Below are 17257 nucleotides of genomic sequence, written 5' to 3'. Positions count from 1 at the left end.
AATATGCGGGAGAATTACAACTTAAGTTTTTTCTCTACCTCCTCACGGTAACTTCTTCCAATGGGGATCTGATGGTTATCGATGATGATTCGGTTGCGCTCTATGTGCTTAATTACTTTATTAGACACCAGAAAAGATTTATGCACCCTGATAAAAAGCGCCTGCGGAAACATTTCTTGTATCATTTTTATGGACCCCTTGGTTACAATTCTTTCTTGTAGTGTATGTATAATGGCATAATCCTTTAGTCCTTGAACATGGGTAACTTGGTTAAAATGAAGTTTGATTCTTTTTACTCCGCTTTTCACAAAAATAAATTCCGGAGCAGGTTCACCAGTTTCCAATTGTGTATCGTGTACTTTAAGCGCAAGAAAATCTCTTACCTTATCAATTGCCGCAGAGAATCTGGCAAAGGAGATCGGTTTTAACAGAAAATCGATTACACCCAATTCAAACCCTTCAAAAGCATAATTGCGGTAAGCTGTAGTGAAAATTGTGAGTGGTGGATCTGATAGTGCTTTTAGAAAGTCAATTCCAGTCATTTTCGGCATTTCAATGTCAAGCAGCAGTACATCTGCTTGTTGATTTTCCAAATAACGTAGAGCATCTCCTGCATTGCTAAACAGTGATACAGAATGTACATCATCCATTCTTTTTAGGTAGCCGTCTAATACTTCAAGTGCAAGTGGCTCATCATCTACAACAACAAATTTTAGCATCTTTCAATTCGTTACTTTATAATTCAATGACCAGTTTGGCCATAAAGCTGTTTTTTTTGTCCTCAAGCTCAAGCTGATGTTTGCTCGGATAGAGTAATTCTAGTCGTTTTCGTAAATTGTTGAGCCCTATCCCTCCTTTACTTTTGCTGATAGCTGAAGTGGGTTTGGCATTTTCTATATTAATTTTCAATGTTGATTTTTCCATTTTAATATCAACGGTCAACCAATTATTTTCAGTTTGTTTACTCAACCCATGTTTAAAAGCATTTTCTACCAAGGGCAGTAAAAGCAGGGGTGCAATTTTATGCCCTTTCAGTTCATGATGGATATTAAGAGCTATGGTAACCTGACCATCGAATCTGAGCCTTTCTAATTCAATATAGTTGTTGAGGTAAATAACTTCCTTTTCTAGCAATACTTTTTCATCAGTACTGTCATACAACATATACTCCATCATTTCTGATAGCTTGAGCACGACATCGGGTGCTAGCTCCGATTTTTTAAGCGTAAGCGCATACAAATTATTTAATACATTAAACAAGAAGTGTGGATTTACTTGGGCACGAAGAAAATCAACTTCTGCGTTTAATTTTTCTACGGTAATCTTTTGAATGGTGAGCTGCTGCCCGTACCAATCTAAACTCAATTTGAGTGCAAGCATTAATCCAAGGTACCATAACGTGCTAAAAAAGTTGTAAGACAATGCTTCCATTAAATGGCTGTTGCGCATTGGCCCTACCACATATCCATATAAATAAAAATCAAACAGGCTTTGAACTACCAGATACCCAGCCACTGAAAGAATAACTAAAGCGAAATAAGCAAGATATTGTTTTTTTAAAAGGTATTTAGGTAAAAAGTATTGCAGGTTAAGGTAGGCGATTACGATGAGTAATATAATTCGTACGCTCACACAAGCTACAAAATAAGGCATACTAGCCTTATGGATGAGGTACTTTTTCTCAAAAATGAAGAATCCTGTAATCAACAACCAATAGGTACAATGAATAAGGGCATATTTTATAGAAACCTTGCGATTAGAAAACGGTAGCTTAAGCTGTTTATCCAGAATGTCCATTTTCTATTGGTTAAAATGAGTATAATCAATGGTGATTATCAAAAGAAAGGAAAAGCATTAAGTCTTCAAAATTATATCGACAAACGACACAAAAAGTAGATGAATATAATGATAAAAAAACTGATGTCTACTATTCTGGTTGTTGGTCTACTATTTTTCGGCCCCCTATCTCAATAGCTTAATATTGTGTTGCAAGACTTATATATTTTTTAATTTAAAACTAAAAATATGAAAAAAATCACATTCAATCAGTCGTTTATTAAGCTATTTACACTGATTACTTTATGCATTACCACGTTTGGTTTTACCACAAGATTTGGACTGGACAGTTATGAGATTTATTTGAATAACAAGCTCATTTTAAAGCAAGCGGTGAACCAACCTTTAAATTTGAGATTGCTACAACTAGATAAAGCAAAGGATAGTGACCAATTACGGATTAGCTACACACATTGTATGATAAAAGGTGCTGGTACTGGCAGAAGCATCTCCTTAAAAGATGAAAAGGGAAATACATTGAAAAAATGGATGTTTGCTGATGCCACAGGTTCGGATTGGAAAATGACAATTGCTGTAAAAGAAGTCTCACAGCTACAAAAGAAAAATGCCAACAGCGAATTGAGTCTTCATTATACGGCCCGTGAACTTCCCAAAGGCGAAACACTAGCATTTCTTCGCCCTTAATGAGTTTTCCCATTTTCTCTAGCCATATATTATATCGTATATGCAAAAAACCTTCAATTACTCGAAGGTTTTTTTGTTTCTACAATCTTGCAATCATAGAAAGTTTGTTGATTATTGAGAGCTTGTATTAGAGTATGGCTAATAAATTGATGTTTTCTTTCTTTCTTCTACATAACTCTTTTACCATATCAACTTCTTTCATTCTTACTGCCCAAGCTGGTCTTAGTACAAAATCAGTTGCAGTAGTATATGCTTTTTTGTTGCCTGTCCAGGTTAATCCAATTGATTCTCCTAGCTTGGCTATCTTTTCATAATGGGGAGAATCAGACTCAGGTTCATCAGCTACAGATTTTTCTAAAATTTTAACATCGAAAGCTAAACCAAAATTATAGATGGAGTAATTTCCTTCATTACCCGTAAAATTTGAATCCTTTGGAACGAATTTATTTTTAGTGTTATTGGTTATCCTAATAGTTATTCCATGATCTGCAGCAAGTGTAATTAACTCTTTAGCAAATGGGACAACTTCCTCGGGCAAGTTGTCCAACATTTCTTCATTATGTAAATCTATTGATTTATTTACGTCACTTTTTTCTGCCTTTACTATCAATAAATCATAGAGTATATCCCAAGTTTTATGCCAGGGATAACCATCTATCCTAACCTTTATTTTCTTTTGTATAGATTTAATTATCGAATCTATATTGATATCATAGGGCAATGATCCAAACAATAAATAATGAATATTTAACCAAGTTTTTGATGAAACGATACCATCTGCTTCTATTCCGGCTTTTGCTTGTAGCGCTTTAATTTTATCTATATGTTCCATTGTTTGTTAAATAAGGTGCATTGGGCTTAAAAGCTAAGCGGATAATGTTCCTTATCACAACAAAGGTTAAATCATTGCTCGTTTAGCGATGCTAAGTGACAATAATTTTAAAATGATTTTGAGCGTAGTTTTGCCTTGTATTGTTTTCGGGTAAAAACACGTGGCAAACAGGTAAAAATACCTAGTTGAAAAATAATTAAGAGAAAGAAAAATTAGCTAAGTCGATGATTTTGTGCTTTAAGGCATATAATACAAGTCCGGCTGTATTTCGACTACCAGTTTTTAGAAGTAAATTATTTCTGTGCCCTTCTACCGTTCTATTACTTAGAAATAATTTCTCTGCAATCTCATTGCTACTAAACTGTTTACAAATTAACTGGAGTACCTCTTTTTCTCTTGCAGTTATATTATCTTCATTTTCAAATGTTACTGGCTGTATTTTTTTCACTAAACCCTTACGCATAATTTCAAGCATCGGCAGTGTAAAATGGAAATCGTTTTTATATACCTCTCTAATAGCTAATTCTACTTCCTCTGGTTCAGCATTTTTTGCTAAATAGCCATTTGCTCCTGCTTGTATCGTAGCAAGAATAAAATTTTCTGCTTCGTGGATAGTTAAAACAATTACCCCTAATTTTGGATATTTCTCTTTTAATATTTTCAATGCATCTAATCCATTCAACTCAGGCATGGAAAGATCAAGCAAAATAATATCTGGTTTTATAACAGCACTTTCGCAAAGTGCAAGCAATTCTTTACCGTTTTCTGCTTCGAAAATTAGCGACATATTTTCGAAAGAACCAACTAGGGCAGCCATCCCTTTTCTAAATAGTTTTTGGTCGTCTGCTATAGCAATATTGATATTCATTTGAGCGTGATTTGAAACCTTGAAATTATAAAATTTGTGCGCTATAAGTGTACAATGTCGTTTTTTTTTTAGATTAGTGAAAATTTAAAATTATGAAACCAATTAACGTTCCCACCATTCCACTCAATGCTGCTATAGCAAGAGTAACCCGTTTCAGAGATCAAATGAAAGGTCAAATTCCGGATACGAACATCCCGAGAGCAATTTTAATTCCCATTAGTGATCTTATGGCGATTGTAGAAAAATATTCATCATTAGATGATGATGGAAATATTACGAACTCGCTTCAGGGTGTAAGGGCTTATTTTGCTGTTAAGCTAACTGACCAACAATTAGATGATGATGTAACTGCACTAATTGTTGCAGTTGATAAGGAAGGAAAAGATCTTATACCCACGTCTGATGAACTACAAGGTGGGGATTCTGAAATCTATGATTTCACCAAACCATGTCCGGATGTTTGTGACCCTGAAAGCCCATTGTTTGTTCCTTAATCAATTATGTTTTTAACCTATATTGTACCCCTTAGTATATTGATACCTATACTATTTGGGGTACTTAATTTTAAGACTGCCAAAGCTGGTCCTAAACTTCTTTTTTATTATTTGGTAGCGTCAGGTTTAATTAATCTTGCAGCAATAATTTTTATTGTGTATAGAATGAAGAATTTGCCTTTACTACATTTATATACTATTGTAGAAGCTATTCTCATTTTAAGCTATTTTCGAACGCTATTTACTGAACCGTTAATTAAAAAAGTACTGCTTTACTTTACCATTCTCTTCCCAATATTGTGCATTATAAATTTCACTTTTATACAGAGCATATATACATTTAATACTTATACCAGACCTTTAGAAGCTATTTTAATAACTTTTTTCTGTTTACTTTATTTATACAAAAGTGGTTTTACAGAAAACTGGATTCAAAAACCCACCAGCTGGTTTAATATTGGTATTTTAGTTTATTTCCCAGTAGTATGTATTATTTTTATCTTGTCTAACTACATTGTATTTGTAACCAAAAACAAGGAAATGAATTTAATAATTTGGTATTTTCATGGTGCCATGTCGATGATTATGTATCTGGCTTGGGGAAGAGGTTTTAGCTTAATCAAAAATGATAGATAACATCTATTTACTCATTTTTTATAGTGTATTGGCCATTTTTATATTGGTTACTTTTTTCTTGGTGTTATATATCAAAAACCAAAATATGGTTTGGCAGCAAAGAAAATTATTCCAAGAAACAGAAATACAACAACAAAAACAACTACTTAGCGCAGTAATCGATTCACAAGAGATTGAGCGGAAAAGAATTGGCGAAGACTTGCACGATGAGGTTGGCGGAACATTATCTGCCATAAAATTGATGCTAAATGCGGCAATGCGGCAATACAGCCAATCCGATCAAGACGTTATTTTACCAGCTAAACAATTGATAGATAAAATGATTGTTGATGTAAGGAACATTGCACACGATCTTTCTCCTCCTGGTTTGGCCATGTTTGGGCTATATACTTCTATCGAAGGATTTGTTTCGCTCATTAACAAAGCAGACGAAATCGAAATTGTACTTTCCAATGAATTAGAAACTGAAGAAAAACTACTTTCTGAAAAGGCAGAATTGGCATTATTTAGGGTAATTACCCAGTTAATAGCAAACACATTAAAACATGCCAAAGCCACTAAAATTGATATTCATTTCAAGCAAAATCAAAATAGGCTTGAAATTACTTATCAAGACAATGGACAAGGTTTTGATATTGCTGTTTTAAATGAGAAAAAGGGTATTGGAATGCAAAATATCATTAGTAGAATACAAATGATCAACGCAACTTATACAATTGCAACCAGTGTAAATAATGGCTTTAAAATTACCATCAACTGCATAGTTGAATAATTACCTTTTTTCCTCTCCTAGCTTCTTATCAACTATAAATGGAGCAAATGGCAATAATGAGGCTAAGAAAATTAAAACTGCCTTACCAAATTTCCATTTGGTTTCCTGCCAAGCCATCACCAAACAAGCTGCATAAAGCACAAAAAGCAAACCATGTGCCCATCCAGTATATTTAACAGCAAGAGGCATATCTGCCCAGTATTTTAGAGGCATTGCAATAAATAGCAATAAAAGATAAGAGATGCCTTCTGCAACGGCTACTTTTCTAAAAAGATTTAATGAGGTCATAATGTTGGCTTTGCAACAAATGTAATTAATGCCATTTGCATAAAAATTGTTGATTTGCTTTTTTACAATTAGCAAACCTTCTAACTCAATTTAAGAAGCAATACGAGCTATACTCTCTTTAATGCGCCACAAGTATTTATTTCTGTAATAAATATCTTTAATAGCCTTTAAAAGCCCGTCATATTCATTTGTAGTACTAACATCAAAAGTTGAAGTTAATGTAGTAAGCTCATTTGCTAAAGATTCCTCAAACGCTGCAATGTCTGTTTTAACTTGGGTTAACTTTGAAGTATCGGGTTCGAACTCTAAATCCATTAAAGCTTCATTTACATCCATCATTTCCATTAAAAAGCTTTGGGGCAAAGCATAATTTTCACCCTCAACCAATTGCCCTTTTAAGTCCAGGATATAATGTAATCTTTTTTGAGGATCTTTTAAAACTTGAAAAGCTTTATTATTGAGTGTTGAGAGCTCTAAAACCTCATCTTGCTTTTCTTGGCTTTCATTGATATAGAAATCTGGATGGTATTGTTTGCTTAGCGCATAAAATTTGGTCTTTATGAGCTGTTGATCAGGATTGAAGCTAACTGGTATACCGTAAAGCTCGAAATAGTTCATCTGTATCACTTTATATTTTAAGCCACAGATGCGTAGATTATATTAAATCTGCGCATCTGTGGCTATTTTTTTATTAGTTTATTTAAAACTATTTCCCAAATAGTTTTAGAATATCATTTCCAAAGGCAAACACCATTAAACTCAATAAAATAACGAAACCAACTACTTGAGCACGTTCCATAAATTTATCACCTAGTGGCTTACCTTTAATCATTTCGATAATTAAAAACACAACGTGACCACCATCTAAAGCTGGAATTGGTAGTAAGTTCATAAAGGCCAATGCCATAGAAATTAATCCAGTTAGGCGCCAGAAATTTTCCCATTCAAAATCACTTCCATAAACCTGGGCAATACCAATTGGACTGCTAATGTTTCTAGCACTTACTTTACCTGTAATCATTTTCCAAATACCCTTACCATTATCAACAAAGGTAGTCCAAGCTTTAGTTGTTCCAACTGAAAACGATTCCATGAAACCATAATTAACATGTGTTTCTGGTAAATTTTTAAGTCCAAATAAAACTCCTATTGTTCCATCAGCTGCAACTTTAGGTTTAAAGTCAATTACTTTACCATCACGCCAAACAGTTAATGTTATTACTTTTCCTTTTGAATTTTCTGCTGTAGTATTTAACTCGTCTCTAAAACGAACTGGTTTACCATTAACAGCAAGAACACTATCACCAGCTTTAATTCCTGCATCAAAGGCTGGAGCAATAGTTTTGGCGGGTTCTGCACTAGTAAACCAACCTTTTATGCGTTGCACTAATGATAATTTCGCTGGAGTGTGGTCAACTACAGCTTTAATTTTCTGCGTTTCAAATCTAGGTGCAACAAACTCTCTAATGCCATATTCACTTATGCTATTTAAAACTGTTTCTGGCACTTTTAAATCTACAGCTTGTCCATTACGAGAAACCGTTAATTTTGGGCTACCCAATAAAACTTTAGAGCTAATTAACTCTTCAAAACGAACAACTCTATGCCCATTTATTGCTAAAATTTTGTCGCCTGTTTTAATGCCTATTTCTCTACCAATTATACCAGGATTAACCCCGTTAACCAATTGATCATTCGGAGTATATGTTTCACCATACTTAAAAGTTAATATCCAAAAAATGAATATGCCTACTGCAATGTTCACAATAATACCGCCTAACATTACAATTAAACGTTGCCAAGCTGGTTTAGATCTAAATTCCCATGGTTCTGCAGGCAAAGCCATTTGTTCGGTATCCATAGACTCATCTATCATACCAGCTATTTTAACATAACCACCTAAAGGCAACCATCCTACTCCGTATTCTGTGTCACCAACTTTAAAACTAAACAGCTTAAAGCCCCAAGCGTCAAAGAAAAGATAAAATTTTTCAACTTTTATTCCGAAAGCACGGGCTGCTAAAAAATGTCCTAATTCGTGTAAAATTACTAGTATCGATAATCCCAGCAAAAGCTGGCCCGCCATAATCAGTCCGTCCATATAATATTATAGTGTTGTTTTATTTTAGATTTATTAAACTTTGTTTTGTTACGAGTTCGCTGGCAAATATACGTGTCTGCTTGTCGGTTTCTAAATAATTATTAAGTGTTGGTTGCCCTATAAAATTAATTTCTTGCATACATTCCTCAATTACGTCACTCATCTGCAAGAAGCCAATTTTATCTTTTAAAAATGCCTCAACAACAATTTCATTTGCTGCATTGATGATACAAGGCATGTTACCACCCTTTTTCATCGCTGTAAAAGCAAGCTCAAGATTACGAAAACTTTTTGTATCTGCTTGCAAAAATGTGAATTCTGGGTGTTTTAAAAAGCTAAACCTTTCAAAATTACTGGTAACTCTCTGAGGGTAAGCCAAAGCATAGTGAATTGGCAACTTCATATCGGGCAAACCCATTTGCGCTTTGATAGAGCCATCGGTAAATTGCACCATAGAATGAATAATAGACTGTGGATGAACCACTACTTCAATCTGCTCGGCTTCTATTCCGAATAACCATTTTGCCTCAATGGCTTCCAATCCCTTATTCATTAGCGATGCTGAATCGATGGTTATCTTAGCTCCCATCACCCAGTTTGGATGCTTTAAGGCCTCTATTTTAGTAACGGTTGATAAAAAGCTCAAATCTTTTCCTCTAAATGGCCCACCAGATGCTGTTAAGAAAATCTTCTCTATTGGGTTATTTTCTTCACCTACCAAGCATTGAAATATGGCAGAATGTTCTGAATCAACTGGTATTATTTTAACACCGTTGTCTTTTGCCAATTGCATCACTAACTCTCCTGCCACCACTAGGGTTTCCTTATTGGCAAGACCGATGTCTTTTTTAGCTTCAATGGCGGCTATAGTAGGCTTTAAACCTACAGAACCCATTATTGCAGTTAGTACCAACTGGGTTTGTGGTAATTGTACCGCAGCAATTAAAGCGTCTTCACCACACAGCACTTTTACATTTGGTAGCGCTTGTTTTACGGTTTGGTAATGATCTTCGCAAGTAATTACCACCATTTCTGGCTTAAATTCTAGAGCTTGCTCAATCAATAACAACGCATTATTTTGTGCCGTTAAAGCATTTATTTTATATAATTCAGGATTTAAACGTACAACCTCTAAAGCTTGTGTCCCGATAGAACCTGTACTACCTAGTATGGATATGTTTTTCAATTAATTGTTGTATTTTAGAAGATTGCTGCATTGTTAAATTGTTATATTGTAACTATATAACGGAAAAAATTATAATGCTAAATCTTTAATTTATCATTTGTAAACTTTATTAATTGGTGTATTTCTTTTGGTAATGTTTCCAAAACACCAAAAATCTTAATATAAACTTCTTCACTTATTAATTTTCTCACTTTTGCCTTTTCATTCCAATCTAAACATTCTTTTACCGAACCAAAACTGTAATAATAAAATTTCACCTTATCCTTTTTATGATATCTACCAAAACCTTCAGCAATATTTGCTGAAGGTTTTGGTATAAGCAGTTATTTGATTTAACTGTAAATAATTCTTTTCCATAGATAGTTGTTTTTCATATGGAAGTTAGAATTTTAAATTTACCTCATCAATAATTCTACAATTTTAACAATCAAACATTTTTAATATCTATACTAACAATTGAACAATCTAACAATTCCACAGCGTTAACAACTAAGCAATATACTTCTCTAAAACTTCTGCTAACTTCCTATCATTACTTAATCTAGGTACTTTGTTTTGTCCACCAAGTTTACCTTCTGCCCTCATGTAATTTACAAATGCATCTTTCTTTAACGAGCGGATAATTAGTTTTTGTAAAATTTTTCCTTCGATAAGATCAAAATAGTAAATATTTTTCTTTTGCAAAGCTAAATCTACCTTTTCGCTAAAGGCTTTCAGGTCTTTTGGTTCATTTGCAAATTCTACAAACCATTCATGATAAGGTAATTCACCAAAGGCTGGATTTACTTGGGGAGCAACAGTAAACTCCGTAATTTCTACCCCTTCTTCATTAGCAACAGCCAAAATTGCTTGCTCAACTTCTTCACCAATCACATGCTCGCCAAAAGCAGATATAAAATGCTTAATGCGCCCAGTAACTAATATTTTGTAAGGGTTTTTAGATACAAACTTAACTGTATCACCAATGCTGTAACCCCATAATCCAGCACTTGTATTCAAAATCAATGCATAATTTTTCTCCAATTCTATTTCTGCTAAACTTAAACGAGTTGGATTTTCATTATAGTATTCTTCTGCAGGAATAAATTCGTAAAAAATACCAGCTTTAGCCAATAAAAGTAAGCTTTTATCTTTTTGTGTATCTTGGTAAGCGATAAAACCTTCTGAAGCTGGATAGGTTTCAATGGCGTCTATTTTCTTTCCAATGCTAGCTTCTATTTTAGCCCTATAAGGTTCGTAATTCACCCCACCATATACAAATAGATTAAAATTCTTAAAAATATCTTTGATTTTTTTTCCTCCAGATTTTTCACTCAACTTGTCGAAATACATTTGTACCCAAGGTGGTATTCCAGAAATCAAGGTCATATCTTTATGCAGCGTTTCCTCAACTATTGCATCTACTTTTTCTTCCCAATCTTCAATGCAGTTGGTCTCATAAGATGGTAATCTGTTTTTTTGCAAATATCCAGGAACTAAGTGTGCTACGATACCCGATAAACGACCAACATTAATTCCATTCTTCATGGTTAAAATTGGACTTCCTTGTAAAAAAATCATTTTACCATTTACAAATTCAGCTTTACCAGTTTCATGAATGTATGTCAAAAGCGCATTTCTAGCAGCTTTAATATGCTCCGGCATTGATTCTTTAGAAATAGGAATATACTTTACCCCAGATGTGGTACCAGATGTTTTAGCAAAATATTTCGGTTTTCCCTTCCACAAAATATCACTTTCACCAGCCACCACTCTATCAATATATGGCCTAAGCGCTTCGTAATCTCTTACAGGTACATTTGCCTTAAAATCCTGATAAGATCTAATCTCTGAAAAGTGATGATCTTTACCAAAAACTGTATGCGAGGCTGATTTTAAAAGCGAATGAAAGGTTTCTTCCTGAGCTTTTAAAGCATTCTGTTTCCATTTTTTAATCCCTTTTACCACTAAGACAGCAAATGGTTTACTTAGTGCCGCTTTTAATCCCATAACTACCCAAACCCTAAAGGGGCTTCTCCTTTCTAATGTTAATATTTAAGCTATTGTTTATCCACATCATTAAACAATGTAAAGACCCTTATTGATTTAAGGATTAAACTATATTGTGTATAATATCTGGATGCTCATCTCCTTTGTATTCATTCATTATTTTCCTGTATGCAACCGCAAAAAAAGCCGTGGTAAAGGGAACAATAACAAATGAACTAAATACAACAACAATTAAAGAAACATATTGATTTATATCATAATCAAAAAAGTAATTAACTAAGCGAAATCCTGTTAAAACTACAATATAAAAGAAGCCAAAAACGATAGCTTGCACCAAAACCAAACCTGCAAGAATAAATAACAATTTAATGAAGTTACCTTTAGTTGTAGCTAAACTTAATTTTATAGATTCAAATGGTGTGCAGTGCTTATCGATAATAAAAAATGGAAAAAATACTATCCTGATGAATGTAAAAAAAATGCTCAACATCCCAATTGCTACCGAAATGTTAATGATTATTTTTGCGCCGGCTCCTCCTCTAAAACTCTCTATCCAACCCTGGTTTACAGCAAATTGTAAAGTAACGTCAAGTATATACAATACGGGCATTAACAATATACCAACAAAGAATATGCTAATCCCAAAATATATGGTTCCTATTAAAAATCTAACTATTTCTAACCTCGTAGGCAGGGTATCTATAATTTTGATATCAATGTCATTTTCATGATCTAGTAACCTGAAGATATATTTAATCATACAGAGTTCTACCACACAATAACTCATAATGAAAATAAGCATCATGATAATTTTAATACCAATATTTAAATCGCCCATAAAAAAGGCCATAAACGTTGATGTTGATGCCGTTATAAAAATCAAAAAGCATAAGGTAGCAATAGAAAAATAGTTATCTCGCGTAACATGCCAAGCTTGCATAATCACATCTTTAACCGCGAAAGTGCTTTCTTTCAAATAATCTATCATGATTGTTTAAATAATACTCTTTTAAAAAAATCTTGTATAAAACCGAAACCATAAGCGGTTAGTTGTATAAAAGATGCAATAACACTCAAAAATGCAATTTTTATTGATTTATTAACCTGCCAAGCATGAAAAAATATCAACACAAAAAACAATAGAAAAAAGAAATTGCAGATATAGCCAAATGGTGGAAAAAACACATTAGACAAAAGTAATACTCCTAAGCCGAGCACAAACATGGCTGGAAAAAAATGGACGGCTTTTAACTCTTTAGGGAAATGTTTGTAAATATTGATGCGAGCCCTACCAAAAAAGTGCAATTGTTTATAAAATTGAGCAAAACTTGTACGTCTTTTATGGTAAACTTTAGCAGCTGGAATTAACCCGATTTTAAATCCATTTTCATGAATTCTTATGCTATATTCGATATCCTCACCCAAGCGGGTTAAAATAAAGCCTCCAACTTTTTCCCAAACTTCTCTAGAAACACCCATATTAAAACTACGGGGATGAAACTGGCCGATGTGCTTTTTATTGCCTCTAATTCCACCTGTTGTAAAAGGCGATGTCATGGCATAACTAATGGCTTTTTGAACTGGGGTAAAGGTTTCATGTGCCGCATCTGGTCCGCCATAAGCATCTAGCTGATGTTCGAAAAGATAGTCTTTAACTGTTTCTAAATAATCTTCTGGGATTAAACAGTCTGAATCGAAAATTACAAAATAATCTCCCTTAGCTCTTTCAAAGCCAAAGTTACGGGCAAAACCCTGACCAGCATTTGGTTTTACAAAATACTTAATATCTAGTCTATCTGCATAAGAGGCAACAATATCAGCTGCATCATTTATCGAACCGTCTTCAATCACCAAAACCTCAAACTGCATATAAGTTTGTTTGGTTAAGGTAGCTAAAAGTTCATCAATTTCTTGAGGACGGTTATAAAGAGGAATGATAATGGAGAAAAACATGTCTTAAGGCTAAAAACCGAAAAGACCAAAGACCAAGCAATTAAGCTTTAGCTTTAGCCTTTAGCTTATATTATTTCTTTTTCTATTAAGTATTGATTTCTTTCTGGCGCATTACGACCTACAAGTTCTGCAATAAATCCTGCTAAAAACATTTGAGAACCTACAATAATTGCAACTAGGGCTAAATAAAACAAAGGTTGTTCTGTAGCATCACGATAAGACAAATTATTCCAAATTAAAATTTTCTTTTCTATCATGATGTAAAGCGCCATAATGATACCAATTATGAAACTTAAAACCCCTAAAGAGCCAAAAAAGTGCATTGGGCGTTTACCAAATTTACCTACAAAGAAGATAGAAAGTAAATCTAAAAAGCCATTGATAAATCTGCTGAAACCAAATTTAGTTGTTCCATATTTCCTAGCTCTATGCTCAACAACCTGTTCTCCAATTTTATTAAAACCAGCCCATTTTGCAATTACAGGAATGTAACGATGCATTTCGCCATAAACTTCAATGGTTTTTACTACATCGCTACGGTAAGCTTTTAAGCCACAATTAAAATCGTTTAATTGAATACCGCTCATTTTGCGTGTAGCTGCGTTAAACAATTTTGTAGGAATAGTTTTAGTAATAGGGTCGTATCTTTTCTTTTTCCAGCCAGAAACAATGTCAAAACCTTCTTCTTTTATTCTACGATATAATTCTGGTATTTCATCAGGGCTATCTTGCAAATCTGCATCCATGGTTATAATCACATCACCTTGTGTAACCTCGAAAGCAACATTTAATGCAGCAGATTTACCATAATTTCTTCTGAACTTGATGGCTTTAATTGTATTGTAGCTCTCTTTTAATTGAGTAATTACAGACCAAGATTTATCTGTACTACCATCATCAACAAGTACAATTTCGTATGAGAAATTATTCTCGCCCATTACTTTATCTATCCAAGAAACCAACTCGGGTAGCGATTCGTCTTCATTATATAGTGGTACTACAACTGATATATCCATTTATTGAGTATAGAGTATTTAGTATCAAGTATCAAGACTTACAGTCTGAACAAAATACGCTTAAAAAACAACGTGCAAATTTCATCAAATAAATTGATAAAACCTGCACGTTCATAAACTTATGTTATTGAGTTTTATTGTGCATCATTAAAATGCACTGGACGATCTTTTTTAATAATTGCAGCAGTAATTAAACTGATTACCAATCCGACAAGGGCATACATAATTGCAGCACCAAAAACAGTAAAAACAATCATGTATTTAGACATCATTTCTATGCCTTTTATTTTATTTTCATCACCCTCTGCTTTAGCAATTGCATTGTCCATAATTTGTGTAATTGCAGCTGGATCAATAAATTGATAATAAATAAACATTAGAATACCTATGAATAAACCAGCATAAGCAGCTACTTTAAAACCTGTAGAAAATGCTCTTCCATAAGTAATAAAACCTCCCAAATCTTGCTTGTGTTTATTTTGGGCATAATAAATAGCAAAAATAAAAGTACCCCAAGCTAGTAAAACTGATAAAACTGTTTGATAAACGGGTACATTTATTGCCTGAGGATCAATTTTTAATATTCTCATCACAACTGTAAGAATCAAAATGTAAATAGCAAAGCTGATAGCTACCTGAAATGCTAATGCATTAGGTTTTTTCTGTTCTTGTAATAATTGTTGTTCCATTTTGTTTGGTTTTAGGTTTATCTATTTTTATTAAAATTAGTAATTAAAGTATATACTGCAACATCAAAACTTTTGTTGTTACTAAATTTAATCAATTCTTGTTGTGTGGCCTCATTTGTATTTGGCTGCAAGAAGAAAGTCATGAAAGGCACAAAAAGCTCTTCCATTTCTTCACTTAAATCTAACAAATCAGCGTTGCTACAAATATCTTCAACACTACTTTCGGCCAATTGTTGATTGCTAATTAGATCTTCATAGATATGAAATTCATCTTGAAATTCATCTTCCTCAACCAATAAAAACTCTTTTAAGAAATCTTCTAAGCCTGGTTTAATTTCTTCATCATGGCATTCATTAATGTATAATAACAAATTCAATAATTCAGTTCCACGATCAATCGTCTCTTCTTCAATATTTTCCCATTCTTTAGATTCTAAATAATCTTCTTCCAGTTTATTTACATCGCTTGTAAAGAAATTAATCATTAACAAATCAAAGAAAACTTCTCTTAGTTCATCAAACTTTGGGTGTTCATCAAAAACTTCATCAAACTCTGCAACTTTCTCTAAAAAATTCATGTCTTTGCCAAAAACTTCAACCAATCTTTGCTCAATAGCAATTGAATCTATATTATTAGCTGCTGCATATTGGTCTAATGCCGCTACCAGCGCTTGTTCTACACTACTGTTCATATTTCTGAAATTGATTATTGTTATACACTAATTCGACTTTCCCTGTTAAGGTTTTACCTAACAAAGGTGAATTTTTAGATTTTGAGGCATTATTACTCACATTATATTCCCATTTCTTAGCAGGATTATAAATCACAAAGTTTGCTATTTCTCCCTTTTTGATGGTAGAAGTCGGCAAGTTTAATATCTTTCTAGGATTTATAGCTAATTTTTCTGCTATCAAATTGGCATCTAATCCAGCTTGCAACAACAATGGTAAAACGGTTTGCAAAGCTATAATTCCATAAGATGCAATTTCGAACTCTACATCCTTAAACTCAATTTCATGTGGACGATGCTGTGAAGAAACCGCATCAATGGTACCATCTTTTAAACCAGCAATTAAAGCTTTGTTATCAGCTTTGCTACGTAATGGAGGTTTAACTTTATAGTTGCTATCAAAATCATTTAAAAGTTCTTCTGTAAACACCAATTGATGAGCGGCAACGTCGCAAGTTATTTTAACACCATCTCTTTTTGCTTTTTTAATTAAAGCTACAGCCCCTGCAGTAGATATATTACTGATGTGAATTGGTGCATCATGATAAGTTGCTAAAAATATATCTCTAGAAATCTGCATTTCTTCGGCTAATGCCGGAATACCCTTCATTCCTAATAAAACATTATTCTTGCTTTCATTAATTTGAGCTTTGCCTGCGATAGATTTATTTTCTGGATAAAGCATTAACAAGCCACCAAAACCTAAACAATATTGTAAAGCTCTACTAACGAAACCATCATCCTGTATCGCTTTGCTCCCATCAGAAAAAGCAACTGCGCCAGCATTTTTCATATCAAAAAGCTCTGCTAATTCTTTTCCTTCTAAATCATGACTTATTGCACCAATTGGAAAGACATCAACAAGGTTATTCTTTGCCCTATTGAGAATGTATTCTACTTCACCTTTGGATTGTACAACAGGTTTAGTAGTAGGTAAAACTGCCAAACCAGTAAATCCTCCTGCTTTTGCAGCCGCAGTTCCTGTTTGGATATCTTCTTTTGTTTCTAAACCTGGATCGCCGATCATGCAGTTTAAATCAAAAAAACCAGGAGAAAGTATAGCGCCATTTGCTTCATATACTTCCTCGCTTTTTGCTGGCGACAAGCTTTTTTCAATGGCAGTAATTTTTCCTTGTTCAATTCTTACATCCCAAGTTTTTTGATTAAACTCGCTATTAGGATCTGCAATTGTAATTCCCTTTACTAAGAGGTTCATGAATT

At 33.5% G+C, this 17257-nt stretch carries 20 protein-coding genes; 4 read left to right on the top strand and 16 right to left on the bottom strand.

The window, feature by feature from the left end; all coding sequences use genetic code 11:
* Positions 1–14: 14 nt before the first annotated feature.
* Positions 15–719 carry a LytR/AlgR family response regulator transcription factor gene (locus FA048_RS14585; RefSeq protein ID WP_136842368.1) on the bottom strand — a complete coding sequence of 235 codons (705 nt, stop codon included), beginning with the start codon at positions 717–719 and terminating at the stop codon, positions 15–17.
* A gap of 16 nt (positions 720–735) precedes the next feature.
* Positions 736–1653, bottom strand: coding sequence for a sensor histidine kinase (locus FA048_RS14580; protein WP_205943494.1), 918 nt, complete (start codon positions 1651–1653; stop codon positions 736–738).
* A gap of 372 nt (positions 1654–2025) precedes the next feature.
* On the opposite strand from FA048_RS14580, the gene FA048_RS14575 reads away from it, so the two are divergent.
* Positions 2026–2481, top strand: a complete 456-nt coding sequence (locus tag FA048_RS14575) for a hypothetical protein (protein ID WP_136842359.1) — start codon at positions 2026–2028, stop codon at positions 2479–2481.
* Between the two features lie 127 nt (positions 2482–2608).
* On the opposite strand, the gene FA048_RS14570 is transcribed toward FA048_RS14575, so the two are convergent.
* Positions 2609–3313: a M15 family metallopeptidase domain-containing protein gene (locus FA048_RS14570; protein ID WP_136842357.1), complete on the bottom strand. Its 705-nt coding sequence runs from the start codon at positions 3311–3313 to the stop codon at positions 2609–2611.
* A 196-nt stretch (positions 3314–3509) separates the two neighbouring features.
* A complete protein-coding gene (locus FA048_RS14565; protein ID WP_136842355.1) occupies positions 3510–4181 on the bottom strand; it encodes a response regulator transcription factor in 672 nt (223 codons plus the stop codon).
* Positions 4182–4273: 92 nt separating this feature from the next.
* Between FA048_RS14565 and FA048_RS14560 the strand changes: the two genes are divergently transcribed.
* The 3 genes from FA048_RS14560 (at position 4274) to FA048_RS14550 (ending at position 6083) form a co-directional block, all read left to right on the top strand.
* Complete coding sequence (locus FA048_RS14560) at positions 4274–4675, top strand: hypothetical protein (RefSeq protein WP_136842353.1); 402 nt, start codon at positions 4274–4276, stop codon at positions 4673–4675.
* A 165-nt stretch (positions 4676–4840) separates the two neighbouring features.
* Complete coding sequence (locus FA048_RS14555; protein WP_136842351.1) at positions 4841–5311, top strand: hypothetical protein; 471 nt, start codon at positions 4841–4843, stop codon at positions 5309–5311.
* Positions 5301–6083 (top strand): sensor histidine kinase, encoded by a 783-nt coding sequence (locus FA048_RS14550; RefSeq protein ID WP_136842349.1) that lies wholly within the window; start codon positions 5301–5303, stop codon positions 6081–6083. Before FA048_RS14555 ends, FA048_RS14550 begins: the two co-directional genes overlap by 11 nt.
* Here FA048_RS14550 and FA048_RS14545 read toward each other — a convergent pair whose 3' ends face one another.
* The 12 genes from FA048_RS14545 to FA048_RS14490 all read right to left on the bottom strand — a co-directional run bounded on the left by FA048_RS14545 (position 6084) and on the right by FA048_RS14490 (position 17252).
* Complete coding sequence (locus FA048_RS14545; protein WP_136842347.1) at positions 6084–6371, bottom strand: DUF3817 domain-containing protein; 288 nt, start codon at positions 6369–6371, stop codon at positions 6084–6086. It lies immediately after the preceding gene.
* Between the two features lie 90 nt (positions 6372–6461).
* A complete protein-coding gene (gene hscB / locus FA048_RS14540) occupies positions 6462–6989 on the bottom strand; it encodes a Fe-S protein assembly co-chaperone HscB (RefSeq protein ID WP_136842346.1) in 528 nt (175 codons plus the stop codon).
* 88 nt (positions 6990–7077) lie between these two features.
* Positions 7078–8472, bottom strand: coding sequence for an RIP metalloprotease RseP (gene rseP / locus FA048_RS14535; protein ID WP_136842344.1), 1395 nt, complete (start codon positions 8470–8472; stop codon positions 7078–7080).
* Positions 8473–8491: 19 nt separating this feature from the next.
* On the bottom strand, positions 8492–9658 hold the full coding sequence (locus FA048_RS14530; protein WP_136842342.1) for a 1-deoxy-D-xylulose-5-phosphate reductoisomerase: 1167 nt from the start codon (positions 9656–9658) through the stop codon (positions 8492–8494).
* A 77-nt stretch (positions 9659–9735) separates the two neighbouring features.
* Complete coding sequence (locus tag FA048_RS20120; RefSeq protein WP_225872553.1) at positions 9736–9954, bottom strand: four helix bundle protein; 219 nt, start codon at positions 9952–9954, stop codon at positions 9736–9738.
* A 193-nt stretch (positions 9955–10147) separates the two neighbouring features.
* Complete coding sequence (locus tag FA048_RS14520; RefSeq protein WP_136842340.1) at positions 10148–11647, bottom strand: GH3 auxin-responsive promoter family protein; 1500 nt, start codon at positions 11645–11647, stop codon at positions 10148–10150.
* A gap of 103 nt (positions 11648–11750) precedes the next feature.
* Positions 11751–12635 carry a glycerophosphoryl diester phosphodiesterase membrane domain-containing protein gene (locus FA048_RS14515; RefSeq protein ID WP_136842339.1) on the bottom strand — a complete coding sequence of 295 codons (885 nt, stop codon included), beginning with the start codon at positions 12633–12635 and terminating at the stop codon, positions 11751–11753.
* Entirely contained in the window at positions 12632–13600 is a 969-nt protein-coding gene (locus FA048_RS14510) for a glycosyltransferase (protein ID WP_136842337.1), read from the bottom strand. The genes FA048_RS14515 and FA048_RS14510 overlap by 4 nt, the downstream gene beginning before the upstream one ends.
* A gap of 65 nt (positions 13601–13665) precedes the next feature.
* Positions 13666–14616, bottom strand: coding sequence for a glycosyltransferase family 2 protein (locus tag FA048_RS14505; protein ID WP_136842335.1), 951 nt, complete (start codon positions 14614–14616; stop codon positions 13666–13668).
* Between the two features lie 134 nt (positions 14617–14750).
* Positions 14751–15305 (bottom strand): DUF4199 domain-containing protein, encoded by a 555-nt coding sequence (locus FA048_RS14500; protein WP_136842333.1) that lies wholly within the window; start codon positions 15303–15305, stop codon positions 14751–14753.
* Positions 15306–15322: 17 nt separating this feature from the next.
* Positions 15323–15997, bottom strand: a complete 675-nt coding sequence (locus FA048_RS14495) for a hypothetical protein (RefSeq protein ID WP_136842330.1) — start codon at positions 15995–15997, stop codon at positions 15323–15325.
* Complete coding sequence (locus tag FA048_RS14490) at positions 15987–17252, bottom strand: dihydroorotase (protein ID WP_136842328.1); 1266 nt, start codon at positions 17250–17252, stop codon at positions 15987–15989. The genes FA048_RS14495 and FA048_RS14490 overlap by 11 nt, the downstream gene beginning before the upstream one ends.
* Between the last annotated feature and the right edge of the window lie 5 nt (positions 17253–17257).

The sequence above is a fragment of the Pedobacter polaris genome (assembly GCF_005116505.1).
GTDB lineage: Bacteria > Bacteroidota > Bacteroidia > Sphingobacteriales > Sphingobacteriaceae > Pedobacter > Pedobacter polaris.
The sequence above is the reverse complement of the archived record's forward strand: the minus strand, read 5'-3'. Positions and strand labels throughout refer to the sequence as shown.

Coding starts and splice junctions, on each gene's coding strand:
- FA048_RS14585 (WP_136842368.1), bottom strand. CDS start 719: ATGCTAAAATTTGTTGTTGTAGATGATGAGCCACTTGCACTTGAAGTA.
- FA048_RS14580 (WP_205943494.1), bottom strand. CDS start 1,653: ATGCCTTATTTTGTAGCTTGTGTGAGCGTACGAATTATATTACTCATC.
- FA048_RS14575 (WP_136842359.1), top strand. CDS start 2,026: ATGAAAAAAATCACATTCAATCAGTCGTTTATTAAGCTATTTACACTG.
- FA048_RS14570 (WP_136842357.1), bottom strand. CDS start 3,313: ATGGAACATATAGATAAAATTAAAGCGCTACAAGCAAAAGCCGGAATA.
- FA048_RS14565 (WP_136842355.1), bottom strand. CDS start 4,181: ATGAATATCAATATTGCTATAGCAGACGACCAAAAACTATTTAGAAAA.
- FA048_RS14560 (WP_136842353.1), top strand. CDS start 4,274: ATGAAACCAATTAACGTTCCCACCATTCCACTCAATGCTGCTATAGCA.
- FA048_RS14555 (WP_136842351.1), top strand. CDS start 4,841: ATGAAGAATTTGCCTTTACTACATTTATATACTATTGTAGAAGCTATT.
- FA048_RS14550 (WP_136842349.1), top strand. CDS start 5,301: ATGATAGATAACATCTATTTACTCATTTTTTATAGTGTATTGGCCATT.
- FA048_RS14545 (WP_136842347.1), bottom strand. CDS start 6,371: ATGACCTCATTAAATCTTTTTAGAAAAGTAGCCGTTGCAGAAGGCATC.
- hscB (WP_136842346.1), bottom strand. CDS start 6,989: ATGAACTATTTCGAGCTTTACGGTATACCAGTTAGCTTCAATCCTGAT.
- rseP (WP_136842344.1), bottom strand. CDS start 8,472: ATGGACGGACTGATTATGGCGGGCCAGCTTTTGCTGGGATTATCGATA.
- FA048_RS14520 (WP_136842340.1), bottom strand. CDS start 11,647: ATGGGATTAAAAGCGGCACTAAGTAAACCATTTGCTGTCTTAGTGGTA.
- FA048_RS14515 (WP_136842339.1), bottom strand. CDS start 12,635: ATGATAGATTATTTGAAAGAAAGCACTTTCGCGGTTAAAGATGTGATT.
- FA048_RS14510 (WP_136842337.1), bottom strand. CDS start 13,600: ATGTTTTTCTCCATTATCATTCCTCTTTATAACCGTCCTCAAGAAATT.
- FA048_RS14505 (WP_136842335.1), bottom strand. CDS start 14,616: ATGGATATATCAGTTGTAGTACCACTATATAATGAAGACGAATCGCTA.
- FA048_RS14500 (WP_136842333.1), bottom strand. CDS start 15,305: ATGGAACAACAATTATTACAAGAACAGAAAAAACCTAATGCATTAGCA.
- FA048_RS14495 (WP_136842330.1), bottom strand. CDS start 15,997: ATGAACAGTAGTGTAGAACAAGCGCTGGTAGCGGCATTAGACCAATAT.
- FA048_RS14490 (WP_136842328.1), bottom strand. CDS start 17,252: ATGAACCTCTTAGTAAAGGGAATTACAATTGCAGATCCTAATAGCGAG.